16 protein-coding genes are annotated in these 16870 nt (G+C 40.3%); all 16 read left to right on the forward strand.

The window, feature by feature from the left end; genetic code table 11:
• Window positions 1-61 precede the first annotated feature (61 nt).
• The 16 genes from QOL71_RS02235 (at window position 62) to QOL71_RS02310 (ending at window position 16868) form a co-directional block, all read left to right on the forward strand.
• Window positions 62-283: a heavy-metal-associated domain-containing protein gene (locus QOL71_RS02235; protein WP_283415348.1), complete on the forward strand. Its 222-nt coding sequence runs from the start codon at window positions 62-64 to the stop codon at window positions 281-283.
• A 282-nt stretch (window positions 284-565) separates the two neighbouring features.
• Complete coding sequence (locus QOL71_RS02240) at window positions 566-769, forward strand: hypothetical protein (protein WP_024566626.1); 204 nt, start codon at window positions 566-568, stop codon at window positions 767-769.
• Window positions 770-1013: 244 nt separating this feature from the next.
• Window positions 1014-1895 (forward strand): DUF3347 domain-containing protein, encoded by an 882-nt coding sequence (locus QOL71_RS02245; protein ID WP_283415528.1) that lies wholly within the window; start codon window positions 1014-1016, stop codon window positions 1893-1895.
• A gap of 74 nt (window positions 1896-1969) precedes the next feature.
• Window positions 1970-2215: a phosphoribosylpyrophosphate synthetase gene (locus QOL71_RS02250; RefSeq protein ID WP_283415349.1), complete on the forward strand. Its 246-nt coding sequence runs from the start codon at window positions 1970-1972 to the stop codon at window positions 2213-2215.
• Between the two features lie 18 nt (window positions 2216-2233).
• The gene (locus QOL71_RS02255) at window positions 2234-4354 is read left to right on the forward strand and encodes a heavy metal translocating P-type ATPase (RefSeq protein ID WP_088583396.1); all 2121 of its coding nucleotides are present in this window, start codon (window positions 2234-2236) and stop codon (window positions 4352-4354) included.
• Between the two features lie 6 nt (window positions 4355-4360).
• Entirely contained in the window at window positions 4361-4987 is a 627-nt protein-coding gene (locus QOL71_RS02260) for a DUF3347 domain-containing protein (RefSeq protein WP_283415350.1), read from the forward strand.
• Between the two features lie 16 nt (window positions 4988-5003).
• Window positions 5004-6299, forward strand: coding sequence for an efflux RND transporter permease subunit (locus QOL71_RS02265; RefSeq protein ID WP_283415351.1), 1296 nt, complete (start codon window positions 5004-5006; stop codon window positions 6297-6299).
• Entirely contained in the window at window positions 6292-8244 is a 1953-nt protein-coding gene (locus QOL71_RS02270; protein WP_283415352.1) for an efflux RND transporter permease subunit, read from the forward strand. The genes QOL71_RS02265 and QOL71_RS02270 overlap by 8 nt, the downstream gene beginning before the upstream one ends.
• A gap of 4 nt (window positions 8245-8248) precedes the next feature.
• Complete coding sequence (locus QOL71_RS02275) at window positions 8249-9505, forward strand: TolC family protein (protein WP_283415353.1); 1257 nt, start codon at window positions 8249-8251, stop codon at window positions 9503-9505.
• A gap of 6 nt (window positions 9506-9511) precedes the next feature.
• Window positions 9512-10765, forward strand: coding sequence for a heavy metal-binding domain-containing protein (locus QOL71_RS02280; RefSeq protein WP_283415354.1), 1254 nt, complete (start codon window positions 9512-9514; stop codon window positions 10763-10765).
• A gap of 4 nt (window positions 10766-10769) precedes the next feature.
• On the forward strand, window positions 10770-11984 hold the full coding sequence (locus QOL71_RS02285; RefSeq protein WP_283415355.1) for an efflux RND transporter periplasmic adaptor subunit: 1215 nt from the start codon (window positions 10770-10772) through the stop codon (window positions 11982-11984).
• 102 nt (window positions 11985-12086) lie between these two features.
• Entirely contained in the window at window positions 12087-12608 is a 522-nt protein-coding gene (locus tag QOL71_RS02290) for a DUF305 domain-containing protein (RefSeq protein ID WP_283415356.1), read from the forward strand.
• Window positions 12609-12632: 24 nt separating this feature from the next.
• On the forward strand, window positions 12633-13049 hold the full coding sequence (locus tag QOL71_RS02295) for a hypothetical protein (protein WP_283415357.1): 417 nt from the start codon (window positions 12633-12635) through the stop codon (window positions 13047-13049).
• Between the two features lie 32 nt (window positions 13050-13081).
• Window positions 13082-13537: a heme-binding domain-containing protein gene (locus QOL71_RS02300; RefSeq protein WP_283415358.1), complete on the forward strand. Its 456-nt coding sequence runs from the start codon at window positions 13082-13084 to the stop codon at window positions 13535-13537.
• 13 nt (window positions 13538-13550) lie between these two features.
• Window positions 13551-15824 carry a multicopper oxidase family protein gene (locus tag QOL71_RS02305; RefSeq protein ID WP_088264049.1) on the forward strand — a complete coding sequence of 758 codons (2274 nt, stop codon included), beginning with the start codon at window positions 13551-13553 and terminating at the stop codon, window positions 15822-15824.
• Window positions 15825-16085: 261 nt separating this feature from the next.
• Window positions 16086-16868 carry an RteC domain-containing protein gene (locus QOL71_RS02310; RefSeq protein WP_283415359.1) on the forward strand — a complete coding sequence of 261 codons (783 nt, stop codon included), beginning with the start codon at window positions 16086-16088 and terminating at the stop codon, window positions 16866-16868.
• Window positions 16869-16870 lie beyond the last annotated feature (2 nt).

The following is a 16870-nucleotide window of genomic DNA, read 5'->3' on the forward strand; positions in this document are numbered from 1 at the left end:
CAATAACTAACTGAATAGTACGGAAATTTGCATTATCAGATAACTCTAAAATTTGTAAACAATGGAAAGTAAACAATTTCAATTCAAGACGAACATCAATTGCGGCGGCTGTATCGCATCTGTAAAGCCGCACTTGGACAAGGCAGAGGGCATCTGCCATTGGGAAGTGGACACGGCCAACAAGGACAAGGTACTTACAGTGAAGTCCGAGGGCATTACCGAGCAGGAAGTAATATCGACCGTACAAAAGGCAGGCTTCAAAATAGAACCTTTGAATGCCTAAGCCAACTACATTTTGAAATGTCCTTTTTCCGACCGAATTTTCTGAAGGTTGGGTTGCTGAAAAAGGCATTTCATCAAATCCTGAAGAAAGAGGATGTCTTGTTGTGGTCGTAACATTGTTTGTTTGTATAGAGAAATTTTGCCTATATAGCAAAAAAAATTGTAAAAACAATATAAAAAACCAATCTTATTTGTAACTTTGTTGAGTTGAAAAATTATAGAATACATATAGGCATTTTGACACTCTTCTGTCTGGTTTTCTTTATGATACCAAGTCAGAGCTATGCCTGTTCCAAAAATTCAACAAAGACCGAACAGTCTTCCTGCTCAAAAGAGAAATCCAAAAAATCAGAACATAAAAAAGGTTGCAAGGGCAAATCCTGCAAAAAATGCAAAAGCGGCAACTGCGATGGTGGTTGTTCACATAGCTCTTGCAGATGCAGTGCTTCAACGACCTCCCTATACTTACCAATCCCAATCGAATTAAAAGCTAAAAATCCATTTGCTGAAGTTAAAAAGCAAAAATTAGGTTTCAAGGAAGCCTACTATTCTTCGGGATTTTTCTTCATTTGGCTACCTCCTAAAATAAGCTAAAACTATGGCCTGATAGCCATAGGTGTGCCTTGTCAAAAGCTATTCCGGCTTTTGCAAATCCCCTATTTGTACTATTTATTTTAAAATTCAAGGGAAATGGGTTTGCTAATACCCCTTTTCCGAAAATGTATATTATTATGAAATCATTATCAAAAATAGTGATGGTAATCGCCGTATTACTATCATCAATAAACGTGTTTGCACAAATCAAGAATGCGAAAACGGAAACCGTAAAGATTTACGGCAATTGTGGTCTGTGCAAAACCACCATCGAAAAAGCAGGTAACGTAAAAAAGGTAGCCAGCGTGGACTGGAACAAAGATACCAAGATGGCTACGCTCACGTATGACGGCGACAAAACAAATCAGGATGAAATCCTGAAACGTATCGCTTTGGCTGGTTATGACAGTGAGAAGTTCCGTGCGCCGGATGACGTATATGCTAAACTGGCTGGTTGCTGCCAGTATGATAGACCAGTAAAGACGGTTGCCAAAAACAAGGAGGCGGGAATGGACATGAATGCCGGACATGGCAATCACGACCATAGCCAAATGGCAGCACCCGCTAACAAAGATGCAGCCCAAAACCAATCACAACTGAAAGCTGTATTTGACAACTACTTTTCAGTGAAAGACGCTTTGATAAAAATCGATGCGGCGACCGCATCTGCCAAAGCCGCTGAATTGGCTGCATCCCTTAAAGCAGTCGATATGAACAAGCTATCGGCAGAGGAACATACGGCTTGGATGAAAGTGATGCAGGATTTGACGGCCAATGCGGAAAGCATTTCAAAATCAAAAGATGTTGCAAAACAAAGAAGTGCTTTTGCGGCACTTTCGGAAAGCATCTACACACTTGCCAAAGTGTCTAAACAGGACACCCCCGTTTATTACCAGCACTGCCCTATGTACAATGGAGGTAAGGGAGCCAATTGGCTAAGTAAAGAGAATGCTGTTAAAAATCCATACTACGGCTCACAGATGCTTACCTGCGGTAGTACCGTTGAAACCATTAAATAACAGGTCTGAAAGCTATGATACAGTACAATGACATGGTGCAGGCGCTTAAAGACCTAAGACAGCGTGGGTACAGTATGGACTTTAGTCTGTTGCCGGACTGCCTGTACTGTGCGTCAAGGAGCCTGAAACTAAAACCGGAAGATTTTACGGTTACGGAAACTCATAGGTTTGAAAGCCTCGACAGCAGTCCTGATAACAATGCCGTGATTTATGCCATATCGTCCAATGATGGTAAGAATAAAGGCGTACTTGTTGATGCCTATGGTACTTATGCCGAAGAAATGACCCATGAGATGGCAAAAAAATTAAGTACAACATAACTTTTAAAACCCCTTGTTATGAAAAAATACACTTGTCCTATGCACCCACAGGTGCTAAAAGACGAACCGGGCAAATGCCCGCTATGTGGCATGGCATTGGTTCCCGTTGGTGGTGCGTCAGTTTCTCATGAACACACATCAAAACATGGGCATTCCGGACATTCTCAACATGGCCATGCTGATGAAAACTTTAATAAACATGAGGGACATCATACAGGCGATTTCCTCACACGTTTTTGGATAAGCCTTGTCATTACAATCCCTATCCTGCTCCTGTCGCACATGATACAGCAATGGTTGGGTTTCTCCCTTGCTTTCAATGGAGATAAATACGTGCTGCTGGCATTGGGTACGGTGATTTATTGCTATGGAGGCTTGCCGTTCCTAAAGGGAATGATTGGCGAGGTGAAAGCCAAAGCCATAGGGATGATGACACTTGTTGCCATCGCCATATCCGTAGCCTATGTCTATTCCGTAGCCGTTGTATTTGGCTTGCAGGGTATGGACTTCTTTTGGGAACTGGCAACCCTAATTGACATCATGCTGTTAGGGCATTGGCTGGAAATGCGTTCCCAAATGGCTGCTTCACGGGCATTACAGTCATTGGTGGCTTTGCTGCCCAACGATGTTACCGTGGAACGTGGCGGAGAAGCCGTAAAGATAAAGCTCGAAGACCTGCAAAGCGGTGAAACAGCTATCATAAAACCGGGTGAAAAAATTCCAGCCGATGGATTGGTACTGGAGGGGCTTTCGTATATCAACGAAAGTATGCTTACCGGAGAAAGTGTTCCCGTAAAAAAGGAAAAGGACGGAAAGGTCATCGCAGGCTCTATCAATGGCGATGGGGCGCTGAAAGTTAAGGTAACAGCCGTTGGAAAAGACAGCTACCTGAACAGGGTTATCAATCTTGTGCAGGAGGCGCAGGCTACTAAGTCCAATACACAGAACCTTGCGGACAAAGTTGCCAAATGGCTCACCTTTATTGCCATTGCCGTGGGCATAGGCACATTTGCCTATTGGTATGCAAGCAGTGGAGATATTGCCTTTGCGCTTGAAAGAATGGTGACGGTGATGGTAACGGCCTGTCCGCACGCATTGGGCGTGGCTATCCCGTTGGTGGTCGCCATTTCCACAACGCTTTCGGCGACCAATGGTCTGCTCATCCGCAACCGTACGGCATTTGAAACCACCCGCAAACTTTCCACCGTCATTTTTGATAAGACCGGAACGCTTACCAAAGGTTCCCATGCCGTAGAAAAGGTTATACCGTTAACGGATGAATACAATGCCGATGAGGTTATCCAGTATGCTGCCGCAGTACAGCAAAATTCGGAACACCATATTGCAAAAGGTATTATGGCTACATTGAAAGAAAAGAGCCTTGCCTTATGGAAGTCTGAAAACTTCAGCTATATGCAGGGCATAGGTGTTAAAGGTGTTGTGAACGGGAAAAATGTCGTAGCTGGCGGTCCGAATTATTTCACCGAAAACCATCTTTCTCTGCCGGAAATACCAAGCGAAATCAATCAGGAAGCAGAAACGGTCAACTTTGTCCTCATTGATGACCGGGTAATCGGCATCATTACTTTGGCAGACAGCATCCGGGAGGGTTCGGCACAGGCGATTGAGGAACTCAAAAAAATGGGCATCAAGTCCTTTCTGCTCACCGGGGACAACGACAGGATTGCTGCTGCCGTAGCCGGAAAATTGGGTATGGACGGGTATTTGGCTAATGTGCTTCCGCACAACAAGCAGGAGAAAGTAAAGGAGTTTCAGGCAAAAGGCGAAATCGTAGCAATGACTGGTGATGGTGTAAATGATGCACCTGCACTGGCACAGGCAGATGTGGGCATTGCCGTGGGTTCCGGTACGGACGTGGCTGCCGAAACAGCGGATATCATATTGGTAGACAGCGACCCGAGGGATGTGGTCAAACTGATTGACTTCGGCAAACTTACCTACAAAAAGATGGTACAGAACCTGATATGGGCGGTTGGCTACAACGTGGTGGCAATACCGCTTGCGGCAGGCGTACTCTATCCGAATTTTGTTTTAAGTCCCGCTATGGGTGCTGTGCTGATGAGTGTAAGCACCATTGTAGTGGCTATTAATGCAAGTTTTTTAAAAATCAAAAAATAAATAAAAATGAGAAATATAACATTATCAATCTTCACTGCTGTTTTAATATTTACAGCAGTATCCTGTAATCAAAATTCTAATCAAAAAGAAGAAACTAATAATAGTTCAGATACTTCTATGAATGGTATGAATCACTCAAAGGGGATGTCTGATGAAGCAATGGCTTCAGCACAGGAAAAAATGGAAAACAAAGAACAAGTTTTTTCTATCGCACCAATAATCACCGATTACCTGTCATTAAAAAATGCGTTGGTTTCAGACGATGACAAAGGAGCAGCTAATGCCGGCAAAAAACTTTTCGCTACTTTGAACAATGTAGACATGAAGTCCATTCCTGCCGATAAACACCAAAAATACATGGACATAGCAGACGATGCGAAAGAACATGCGGAACATATTGAGAAAAATGTTGGCAATATAGAACACCAACGGGAACATTTAGCGTCGCTTGGCGAAGATTTGAAAGACCTGATTGATTTGTTCGGTACATCACAAACATTGTATCAAGACCACTGCCCGATGTTCAATGATGGCAAGGGAGCTGTTTGGTTCAGCGAAAGCAAAGAAATCAAAAATCCTTACTATGGCTCTAAAATGTTAACCTGCGGCATGGTAAAAGAAGAAATTAAATAATCTGAAAAACAATGTTATGGTTGCAAAAATCATTGAACTATCCCTTAAAAACAGATACATTGTATTACTGATTGCTACAGGTTTGTTTGTCTGGGGATATTTTTCAGTAAAAGAAAATCCCATAGATGCTATTCCCGATCTCAGCGAAAATCAGGTAATTGTTTTTACCGAATGGATGGGGCGTAGTCCTCAGGTTATGGAAGATCAAATCACGTATCCTTTGGTCAGCAATCTTCAGGGTATTCCCAAAATAAAAAATATACGTGCTGTTTCGATGTTTGGGATGAGTTTCGTATATGTCATCTTTGATGATAATGTAGATATCTATTGGGCAAGAACACGTGTTTTGGAAAGGCTCAACTATGCTCAAAGATTACTCCCACAGGGAATCACACCAGCGCTCGGTCCGGATGGGACTGGCGTTGGTCATGTTTTCTGGTATCATTTAGATGCACCTAAAATGGATTTGGGGGAACAACGTGCACTACAGGACTGGTATGTCAAATTTGCTTTGCAAACGGTTTCTGGTGTAGCAGAAGTGGCTTCCTTTGGAGGATTCGAAAAGCAGTATCAATTGGTGGTGGATCCTTTAAAGCTTCAGTACTATAACATTTCATTAATGGATGTGATGAGTAAAGTGCGTGCCAATAATAATGATGTTGGCGGAAGCAAGTTCGAGATGAGTGATATGGCCTACATTATCCGAGGCTTGGGCTATGTAAAGAATAAGGAAGATATTGAAAAAATATCACTAGGTAATTTCAATGGTATCCCTGTTAGGGTGAAAGATATCGGCCAGGTACAAATGGGCGGAGACCAACGACTCGGTATTTTTGATATGGATGGCAAGGGTGAAGTAGTTGGCGGCATCGTTGTAATGCGATATGGCGAAAATGCAGATAAAGTAATTAAAAATGTAAAAGAAAAGATCAAAGAGGTAGAAAAGGGTTTACCCGCAGGAGTTACTATCAAGGCTTCCTATGACAGAAGTACTTTAATAGAAGCTGCTATTAATAATATCAAAGGCAAGATTATAGAAGAAATTGTTATGGTAGCGGTTATTGTGCTTATCTTCTTGTTTCACTGGCGCAGCGCACTTAGTATCATTATTCAGATTCCTGTTACTATTTCTATCAGTTTTATACTGTTGAACGCTTTCGGTCTATCGTCCAACATTATGTCGCTTACGGGAATTGCTTTAGCCATAGGCGTTATCGTGGATAACGGAATTATCATGTCAGAAAACGCTTATCGTAATCTATCAACTTGGCAGAATACTCACAAACCTTCAAAAGCCAAAGACAATGAATAAAAAGTTTTATCAAATATTCAAAAGAAAAAATAAAGAACAGGATTATAATAAAATCCCGGAAGAAACACGGATGCAGATCATTGAGAGGTCATGCAAGCAGGTTTCAAGGGGTGTGTTCTTTTCTACCGTAATTATTATTACATCATTTTTACCGGTATTTTTACTGACAGGTCAGGAAGGAAAACTCTTCCATCCATTGGCATATACCAAAACATTTATCATGGCGGTCGATGCCTTACTGGTAATTACCCTTGCGCCCGTCTTGATTTCTTTCTTTATGAAAGGAAAATTTCAGGATGATAAGAAAAATCCTGTAAACAGAGGTATTGAGCGGGTTTACGAACCTGTGATTCGTTGGTGCATCAAATGGAGGAAAACCGTTATTGGTATTAACATCGCAGCATTGCTCATCAGCATCCCATTGGTGATGAATTTAGGGAGAGAATTTATGCCTCCGCTGGATGAAGGTTCTTTACTTTTTATGCCCGTCACTCTTCCCGATGTATCCAATTCTGAAGCGAAAAGAATTTTGCAGGTGCAGGATAAAATCATCAAATCTGTTCCTGAAGTACAGCACGTGCTTGGCAAAGCGGGTAGAGCAAATACTGCAACAGATAATTCGCCAATAAGCATGATTGAAACCATCATTCTGTTAAAACCACAAAATGAGTGGCGAAGTGGGATGACTAAGAATGATATTATCAACGAGCTCAATGCTAAGCTTCAAATTCCTGGTATTACCAATGGATGGACAATGCCCATCATCAATCGGATCAATATGCTTTCAACAGGTATCAGAACCGATGTTGGCATAAAGGTGTACGGACAAAATTTAGATAGCATCTATACGCTATCTCAAAAAATAAGTAAGGAATTGCAAGGTATAGAAGGTGTAAAGGACATGTATGTTGATCCAATAACCGGAGGTAAATATCTGGATGTCAGTATTAAAAGAGAAGAAATCGGAAGATATAATCTAAACGTAGATGACGTGAATGCCATTGTAGAAAGTGCTTTGGGCGGAATGAAACTTACTACCACTATTGAAGGAAGACAACGTTTTTCCGTTAACGCAAGATACGGTCAGGATTTTCGTAATAATCTGGAAGCGCTGAGAAGACTTCCTGTGCAGACGATGCAGTTCGGAACGATTCCTTTGAGCGCTGTAGCAGATATTCGTTTGAGTGATGGACCACCGATGATTAATTCGGAAAATGCGATGTTGAGAGGAGCCGTTCTTTTCAATGTTCGCGACAGGGATTTAGGTAGCACTGTTTCCGAAGCAATGAAAAAATTGAACAATATGGTAAGCAAAATGCCAAAAGGTTATTATGTAGAGTGGAGTGGGCAATACGAAAACCTGATTCGTGGTGAACAAACCCTGAAAATGATCCTGCCCGTAGTGTTAGTCATTATATTTCTCTCTATGTATTTTGCATTTCACTCTATGCGGGAAGCCTTTTTTTGCATCATTACCATTCCGTTTGCCTTAATTGGTGGGGCTTTTATGATTTCCATTTGGGGCGTAAACCTTTCGGTAGCGGTAGCGGTTGGTTTTATAGCTCTTTTTGGTTTGGCAGTTGAAACAGGTATTGTGATGATTATTTATCTGAACGATGCAATGCAGCAACTGGTAGAACTGAAAGGCAATACCAAAGAAACTATTACCAGAGATGATTTGCGTGAATATGTAATTTTTGGTGCAGCAAAAAGACTTCGTCCAAAATTAATGACCGTAATGGTTACACTTTTCGGCTTAGTACCTATACTTTGGAGCCATGGCGTAGGAAGTGATATGATGAAACCTATTATATTGCCAATGGTCGGCGGTGTTTTCACATCAGCCATTCATATTCTCTTAGTTACACCCATCATCTTTTTAATGACCAAAGAATATGAGCTCCGCAAATATGGCAAAATAGAGGTTTTAGAAGCAAAACATTAATAATATGATTCAAAAAATAAAAATACTCTTACCAGTGATCCTCCTCTATGCTGGAACTGTTGTGCAGGCACAGGTAATGTCGTTACAAAGAATTATTGATAGTATTTCCGTACATCATCCTGTTGTGAAAATGTACGACAACGAAATCCGATCAATGGATGAGAATGCCAAAGGTGCCCGAAGCTGGATGGCTCCGCAAGTAGGTGTGGGGAATTTTATGACACCTTATAACGTTGACTTGTGGCGGAAAAAAGATGGGATGACCGGCATGGGTTCTGTAGCTTTTTCGGTAGAGCAGATGATTCCCAACAAAAAGAAATTAGATGCCAACGAAGCGTATATGAAGGCAATGTCATCTACTCAAAAGGAAAAGAAAAATGCCCAGCTCAACGAGTTGGTGCAGGATGCAAAACAGTTGTATTATGACTGGATTATTTTAGAAAAGAAACTTTCGGTAATAAAAGAAAATCAAAGTTTATTGAATTTTATGATCAAAAACGCTGAGATCCGCTACCAGAATGGATTAAGCAAAATAAGCGCCTATTACAAGGCAAAAGCATCGCTTGGTAATATCAAAAATATGCAATTGATGTATGAAAATGATATCAAAGAAAAGCGAATCCGCCTGAATGCGCTAATGAACAGGAATGCAATGCTTCCTTTAGAGATTGACACTTCTTTTCAATTTAATGATTATGCTGATTTGGTTTTTGACAAAGATCTATTTTACAAAAACCGGAGCGACTTAAAGGCTTTGGATAAAGAAATCAACATTGCCAACCTGCAACAAGAAAATGAGAAACAAAGCCTGAAGCCGGAGTTTGGTTTTCGTTACGAAAATATGGTTGGTTTTGGCGGGCAACCCTTACAATATACGGCAATGATTATGATAAAGTTGCCGTTTGTAAGCTGGGCGTCCAAAATGAACAAAGCCAATATTGAAAGTCTAAAATGGAAAGCCAGTTCACTAGAGTCGCAAAAAGAAATGATGGTAAACGAATACAGTGGTATGGCTTACGGCATGCGGAACGAGTTTGATCTTAATAAAAAACAGATTGAATTGTATGAACAAGAGATCATCCCTGCATTAAAGAACAATTACAAATCTATGCAGCTGGGTTATGAGCAAAATACAGAAGAACTATTTATGCTTTTTGACGCTTGGGAACAGCTGAACATGACTCAGATAGAATATTTTGACCTTTATACCAAAGCGCTTACCATGCAGGTTACTTTGGATAGGTTGATTGAGAAAAAATAAATTATTATGAATTACAAAATTATCATCATTATCCTCAGCTTTTCAATATTTTTTGTTGCCTGCAAAAATGATAAAAAAGAAAATCACGAAGGACATGCCGGGCACGGAAAAACAGAAGAAGTATACACATGCACGATGCACCCGGATGTTATCCGCAATCAACCGGGCAACTGTCCTATTTGCGGTATGAAATTGGTAAAAAAAGAATCGGGTGCAAATCACGCAGATGAAGGCGTTCAGTTAGAAAGCCAGTTAAAGCCTACCAATGGTTTTGTGGTATCTTCAGTTCCTGTCATGACTATCGAACGAAGTTCCCAACCTGTAGATATAGAAGCACTGGGTACTATTGCTTATGATACAAGGCAAATAGGAAGTATTTCAGCTAGGTTTGCAGGCAGAATAGAAAAACTATACGTGAGAAGCCTTTACCAACCTGTAAGAAAAGGGCAAAGAGTTATGGATATCTATAGCCCTGAAATTCTTACTGCAGAACAAGATTTATTGTTGTTACTCCGCAGAGATCCAACTAATAAAATTATGATAGAAGCTTCTAAACGGAAACTGATGTTACTGGGTATGTCTACACAGCAATTAGGCGAAGTGATTAGCAAACACAAACCAGACTTTACTATTGCAGTTTATAGTAATTATAACGGGTTTATTAAAAATGCTGAACTTATGAAAGATTCAGAAGTAAAGGCATCTATGGGAGCTTCCTCACAGACTACAGGTGAGCTGAGCATTAAAGAGGGTATGTATGTGCAAAAAGGACAAACCGTATTCAATGTTTATGATCCGTCCAAAACCTGGGCGCTGTTAAATGTATATATAAAAGATAAAAGCCTCTTAAAAAAAGGTCAATCTGTTAATCTTATATCAGAAACTATTCCAGATAAAATAATAAAAGGAAAAATCGATTTTATTGAGCCTTTTTATCGTGCAGAAACCAGAACGATTACAGCAAGGATTTATTTTAATAATTCGGTGTATAAAATTCCAGTGGGCTCGCAGGTTAGGGCAACAATCTCGGGCGGGATGCAGCTGGCAGACTGGTTGCCGAAATCTTCAGTAATTTCTCTTGGATTAGATAAAGTAGCCTTCCTTAAATCTAATGATGGATTTGTAGCTCATAAAATTAATACAGGAATTGAAGCTGATGGGAAAATACAAGTGCTGGGCGGTCTATCTGCAACCGATTCTGTGGCGGTGGACGCAGAATATTTAATGGATAGCGAAAGTTTTATTAAAACAAATAATTAAAAAGATGAAAAAAATCTTATTACTACTTTTTGCAGGTTTACTTTTAATAATATCCTGTAAGCAAAAAGAAGAGCAACATAATCATGCAGATTCGGATCTATATTACACTTGCTCCATGCACCCACAAGTAGTTTCCGACAAACCCGGAAAATGCCCTATTTGCCATATGGATCTGGTGCCTGTTAAAAGAGAAAAAAGTGACGATCCCGGTGTTTTAACCCTGAACGATGAACAAATACGTTTAGGAAACATTCATGCTGATACCATCAAAAATGGCACGATAGGTGACAATGTAATACTGACCGGCGTATTAAACTTCAATCAAAATCAAAAGGAGGCCATTAGCGCAAGAGTGATGGGAAGGATTGAAAAGCTGTATTACAAAAATATAGGAGACTACGTTACAAAAGGATCTCCGGTATTTGAAATTTACAGTGAAGAACTTAACAACGCCCAGCAAGAATATCTTTTGGCATTGGAAAGAAAAAATGTTTTAGGCACGGGTACAGCGATAGATCTTAACGAACTTATCCAAAGTGCAAAAAATAAATTGTTGCTCTGGGGCATGACGCAAGGACAAGTTCAAAATCTTGCCAATAGTAAAAAAATATCACCTTTTACAACATTTTACAGTCCGTATTCAGGTCATGTAATTTCTGTTGATGTATTAGAAGGTGGTTATGCAATGGACGGTGAAACAGTATTAAATGTGGCAGGGCTTTCTACTCTTTGGGCAGAAGCACAGGCATACACATCACAAATGTCGTTAATTAATCCTAACAGCGTTGCAACAGTAAGAATACCGGATTTGGGAAATTTGGAAATATCAGGAAAAGTAGATTTTGTAAATCCAGAAATTGATCCTTCAACAAGAATCAACCTTATCCGCGTATCTATCCCTAATAAAAATAATCAGCTAACACCAGGAATGCCGGTTTATATTTCTTTTCAAAGCCCAAAACGGCAAACGTTGACGTTACCAATAGATGCAGTTTTGCGGAGTGGAACAGGCGCCAGTGTTTGGGTTCAGGTAGAAAAAGGAAAGTTTAAAAATAAAATGGTGGAAACAGGTATGGAATTAGACCATTCTATTGAAATCACTTCTGGGTTGAAAGAAGGCGATGTTGTGGTTACTACAGGCGCTTATCACATCCAAAGTGAATACACGCTGAAAAACGGAACAAACCCAATGACCGGCCATGATATGAGTAAAATGTAAAAGAAGGAACGTGTGTAAGTTTGATTGAAAATATAACTAATTTTTTAAATGAATTTTTATAGAAACTTTTAAAACAATTATTAACAAATAAAATCAAATATTATGGAAAATCACGACAAAACTCAGCAGATGAATCATGATTCTAACAATATGCAGCATTCAAATCACGGTGCAGCCATGTACAAACGCTTTGCGATTATGGCTGTCGTCATGTTCGCAGTGATGTATTTTATCATGTACGCCATGATTGACGAGTGGCAGAACCTGATACCCAATATCAATAACCTGTACATGACCCTGCTGATGACCTCGGCAATGCTGCTTATCGAATTAGCGATAATGAAAGTGATGTACCCCAACAGGAAGATGAATTGGGCGATAGCCATCATCTCGGTTGCCGTTGGCATCTTTTCATGGTTTGGTATCAGGGAACAAATCAATGTCGGGGACAAGCAGTTTGCAAAGGGTATGATACCCCATCACGCAGCAGCCATATTGATGTCCGAAAAGGCACACCTGACCGACCCGGAACTGATAGAGCTGCAAAAAAACATACTTAAAACCCAAGCGGAAGAAATTGAACTGATGAAGCGCAAGCTAAAAGAGTTTGAAGAAAGTAAATAATAAAATTTAAAAAACAGTTTCGACATGAGCAAAATAATAATCGGCTTTATTTCCTTATCAGCCCTGCTATTCACCGCTTGCGGACAGGTAGGGTCAAATAAGGATGAAGCGACACAGCATTCGCAGGCAACTCCGGAAAGCCACGGGCATAGTAACCAAATAGGTGAATTGGTTCCATCGGATGAAGTCTGCATGGTCAACGATGCCTATATGGGCAAAAAGCAGTTTGACGTAAAATTTGATGGTAAAACCTATTACGGATGTTGCGAAATGTGTAAGGAACGTATTCCAAAAGATGCGACCGTGCGGATGGCGATAGACCCCTATTCCCATAAGCAGGTAGACAAAGCTAATGCGGTGATTGCTGTGACAGGAAATAACGGTGAAGTTTCTTATTTTGAAAACAAGGAGAATTATGCCAAGTATGTGAAAAAACAGTAGACACAAAAAGATGAAGCCACAATAAAATAATTATGACCATAAAGAAGAAAATCATATTGGGGCTGGCTGTCGTCCTGATTGCCATACAGTTCTTTCAGCCCTTACGGAACCAGGCGGTTGAAGTGCCAGCCACCCATATTGAAAGGGTGTACACCGTACCCCAAAATGTAAAGACTATCCTTGCCCAGTCCTGCTACGACTGCCATAGCAACAATACCCGCTATCCATGGTACAGCCGTATTCAGCCCGGAGCATGGTACATGGCGGAGCATATCAAAAAGGGCAAAGAGGAACTCAACTTTAGCGAATTTGGCGACTATTCTGTCCGCAGGCAGCGAAACAAGTTCAGGGCTATGGCCGGGCAGGTTAAGGACGGGGAAATGCCGTTGTCATCATACACACTAATTCATCGCAATGCAGTATTGTCACCGGAGGATAAGCAGGTTTTGATAGCGTGGTTTAGCACAATGGAAGACAGCATTAAATAAAATTTTTCAAATCATGAACAGATATAATAAAATACCTATAAGAATTTTGCAAACAGTGCTGATACTGCTTTGCACGCAAACGCTGTTTGCACAGAGAGTGGTGCATTACGAGCTGTATGTAAAAGATACGCTTGTCAACTATGCAGGTAAGCAAAAAAGGGCAATTGCCGTAAACGGGCAAATCCCCATGCCCACCCTTACCTTTACCGAGGGCGACACTGCCGAAATAGTGGTGCACAACCAATTGAAAGAAAGCACATCACTTCACTGGCATGGTGTGTTCCTGCCCAATAAAGAAGACGGTGTGCCCTGGCTTACACAAAAACCCATCGCACCGGGCACAACCTACACCTACCGTTTTCCGATTATCCAGCATGGTACGCACTGGTACCATTCCCACTCAGGATTGCAGGAGCAGATAGGCATGTACGGTAGTTTTATCATGAAGAAAAGAAGCGATGATAAGACATTCAGAAAAGGAATTGATGATTTGCCGACCGTTCCAATTATATTAAGTGAGTGGACAAATCTTAACCCCGATAATATCAACCGTATGCTACACAATGCAAATGATTGGGCGGCCATTAAGAAAGGCGCAACACAATCATATGTTGAAGCTATTAAGGAGGGAAAATTAGGGGTAAAGGTAAAAAACGAGTGGAAGCGGATGCTGGCGATGGATGTCAGTGACGTTTACTATGATAAAATCCTAATAAATGGTAGCCATAGCACCGATTTGAAAACAATTGATGGTAAAAAGCTAAAAGCAGGCGACAAAGTCAGATTGCGTGTTTCCAATGGAGGGGCGTCTTCATATTTCTGGCTACGGTATGCTGGAGGAAAAATTACAGTAGTAGCTAATGATGGGAATGATGTTGAGCCTGTAGAGGTGGACAGGTTAATCATTGCCGTTTCTGAAACTTACGATATTGTAGTGACTATCCCTCAAGATGGTTTGGCTTACGAGTTCTTAGCAACAACCGAAGACAGGACACAATCTGCGAGTTACTTTATAGGTGATGGGGTCAAACAGCTTATTTCTCCACTCCCACGATTGAAGTATTTCGAGGGGATGAAGATGATGAACGATATGATGAAAATGAATGGCGATTTGAACGATATGGGCATGAAGATGAGCCTTAACCAAATGGACATGAATGTAGTGATGTATCCCGAAATTACCGGAGATGCAACAAAAAAAGCAGACCACAGTAAGCATGAGGGTATGGATATGGATAACGACGCTAACCGTTACAACGCTAATGCCTTGGGAGACATCAAAACATTAAATTATGCTATGTTGCAATCACCTTATAACACCTCTCTTCCAAATGATGCGCCCGTAAAAGAGTTGAAATTCACACTTACTGGCAACATGAACCGCTATGTATGGAGCATGGATAATAAAATACTTTCGGAAACTGACAAAATACCTGTAAAAAAAGGAGAAATTCTACGGATTACCATTTATAATAATTCAATGATGCGGCATCCAATGCATCTTCACGGATTTGATTTCAGGGTGATAAACGGAAAAGGCGAAAAATCGCCGCTTAAAAATGTGTTGGATATCATGCCTATGGAAACAGATACCATTGAGTTTTTAGCAAATGAGGAAGGTGATTGGTTCTTTCATTGCCATATATTATATCACATGATGGCGGGAATGAACAGGGTCTTTGAAGTTGGAGACTACAATAACCCCTATCTACCCGATAAGGCAAAAGCCTATAAAGAATTGCAAAGAGAAAGTAATATGCCTCATTTTATGGCACAAAACGATTTTGCAACCAATGGTAATGATGGAGAAGCTATGCTAATGAATGCACGCTACCAATTAGGAACAGAATGGCGTTTAGGTTACAATGATATGCACGGCTACGAGGTAGAAACACATTTAGGTAGGTATTTGGGCAGAATGCAATGGTTTATGCCATTCATAGGTTTTGACTGGCGTTACCGCAGACTCGGTATTGATGAGCACGAAAAGAATTTGTTTGGGCAAAGAAATGAGAAAGACACCCGCAGACAGTTTAGCTTAGGATTTATCTATACGCTGCCGATGCTGGTCAATTTTCAGGCAGAAGTATATCATGATGGAATTGTGAGATTGCAGTTAATGCGTGAAGATATACCAATTTCAAAAAGACTAAGAGGTGGTTTTATGGTGAATACCGACTTAGAGTATATGGGAGAACTTAGGTATATCATTAATAAGAATATAGGGATACGTACCCACTATGATAGCGATATGGGCTTTGGTGTGGGGCTGGCATTGACTTATTAAAATTAAATAACTAAGGGTTGTAAACTGCATAACCGTAAAAAAATATCGGTAAAAAAAAGGAGGTGATGCAGGTGTAATTCGCAAAGACTAACCTGCATCATACTACAACCCTTTAAAGTATGCAACAAAAATCTATCTATCGTTCCATCATCAATACGGTAGAGGTTGAATTTTTTTAAGCAGTAATTGCATCATAAGCTAATACGAACAGTGTTAGCTTTTCTGTATTAACCAATAATATATTACATCAAAATGAAGCGAATGGATAAATTTTACAATGAAACATATCTTAAATTGGAAACTGCAATCCAGGAACTGGAGATTGAAACCGACTGCCCCATAAAAAGAATTGAAGCCGTTATACACCATATCATACAAAGCCTTGCCGACTTAAAGGACTTTGTACTGAAAAATGACTTTAAGAATATGGAAGAAGAAATCCATTTTTTCAAGTATCAGAAACCTGTTATTGTTTCAAAGCTCATCTACTACAATGCCATCTATAAAATCGAAACAAGAAGACCCTACGGGAACAAGCGTACCAAGAAATATTTTACCAAAGAACTGAAAAAGCTAAAAAGGTTCTTTGAAAACAACCTTGATTTTTACAAGTATTACCGCAGCAATAATTCTTTCTTTGACGAAAAATTCTTTGTGCGTGGCATGCACGATATAAGGCTGTGGTTAGACACATTTTATTTTGAAGCAGACCATCGTTTTTCTACTTCACACGATTATAAGGTTGCCAAGATTATTGCCAATGACCTGATACAAGTTTATTTGGAAGACAGGCTCAATAACATCAATGTGAAAAGGGGTTCGGACAATTCATTGAAATGGACGGCAAGTAAAACGGCACTGACTGAACTCATATATGCACTGTACTCCCACGGTGTATTTAACAATGGGAATACAGATATAAAATTGATTGCTAAAGCATTTGAAGATGCCTTTAATATTGAATTGGGCGATTTTTACCATACGTTTATGGAACTGAAAGCCCGTAAGATAAACCGAACCAAATTCCTTGACAGCCTGTGTTAAGC

The sequence above is a fragment of the Epilithonimonas pallida genome, from assembly GCF_900182975.1.
In the GTDB taxonomy this organism is placed as follows: domain Bacteria; phylum Bacteroidota; class Bacteroidia; order Flavobacteriales; family Weeksellaceae; genus Epilithonimonas; species Epilithonimonas pallida.

Coding starts and splice junctions, on each gene's coding strand:
- QOL71_RS02285 (WP_283415355.1), top strand. CDS start 10,770: ATGAAAAAAATCTTATTACTACTTTTTGCAGGTTTACTTTTAATAATA.
- QOL71_RS02275 (WP_283415353.1), top strand. CDS start 8,249: ATGATTCAAAAAATAAAAATACTCTTACCAGTGATCCTCCTCTATGCT.
- QOL71_RS02235 (WP_283415348.1), top strand. CDS start 62: ATGGAAAGTAAACAATTTCAATTCAAGACGAACATCAATTGCGGCGGC.
- QOL71_RS02245 (WP_283415528.1), top strand. CDS start 1,014: ATGAAATCATTATCAAAAATAGTGATGGTAATCGCCGTATTACTATCA.
- QOL71_RS02300 (WP_283415358.1), top strand. CDS start 13,082: ATGACCATAAAGAAGAAAATCATATTGGGGCTGGCTGTCGTCCTGATT.
- QOL71_RS02265 (WP_283415351.1), top strand. CDS start 5,004: ATGGTTGCAAAAATCATTGAACTATCCCTTAAAAACAGATACATTGTA.
- QOL71_RS02295 (WP_283415357.1), top strand. CDS start 12,633: ATGAGCAAAATAATAATCGGCTTTATTTCCTTATCAGCCCTGCTATTC.
- QOL71_RS02250 (WP_283415349.1), top strand. CDS start 1,970: ATGGACTTTAGTCTGTTGCCGGACTGCCTGTACTGTGCGTCAAGGAGC.
- QOL71_RS02305 (WP_088264049.1), top strand. CDS start 13,551: ATGAACAGATATAATAAAATACCTATAAGAATTTTGCAAACAGTGCTG.
- QOL71_RS02255 (WP_088583396.1), top strand. CDS start 2,234: ATGAAAAAATACACTTGTCCTATGCACCCACAGGTGCTAAAAGACGAA.
- QOL71_RS02240 (WP_024566626.1), top strand. CDS start 566: ATGCCTGTTCCAAAAATTCAACAAAGACCGAACAGTCTTCCTGCTCAA.
- QOL71_RS02310 (WP_283415359.1), top strand. CDS start 16,086: ATGGATAAATTTTACAATGAAACATATCTTAAATTGGAAACTGCAATC.
- QOL71_RS02290 (WP_283415356.1), top strand. CDS start 12,087: ATGGAAAATCACGACAAAACTCAGCAGATGAATCATGATTCTAACAAT.
- QOL71_RS02280 (WP_283415354.1), top strand. CDS start 9,512: ATGAATTACAAAATTATCATCATTATCCTCAGCTTTTCAATATTTTTT.
- QOL71_RS02270 (WP_283415352.1), top strand. CDS start 6,292: ATGAATAAAAAGTTTTATCAAATATTCAAAAGAAAAAATAAAGAACAG.
- QOL71_RS02260 (WP_283415350.1), top strand. CDS start 4,361: ATGAGAAATATAACATTATCAATCTTCACTGCTGTTTTAATATTTACA.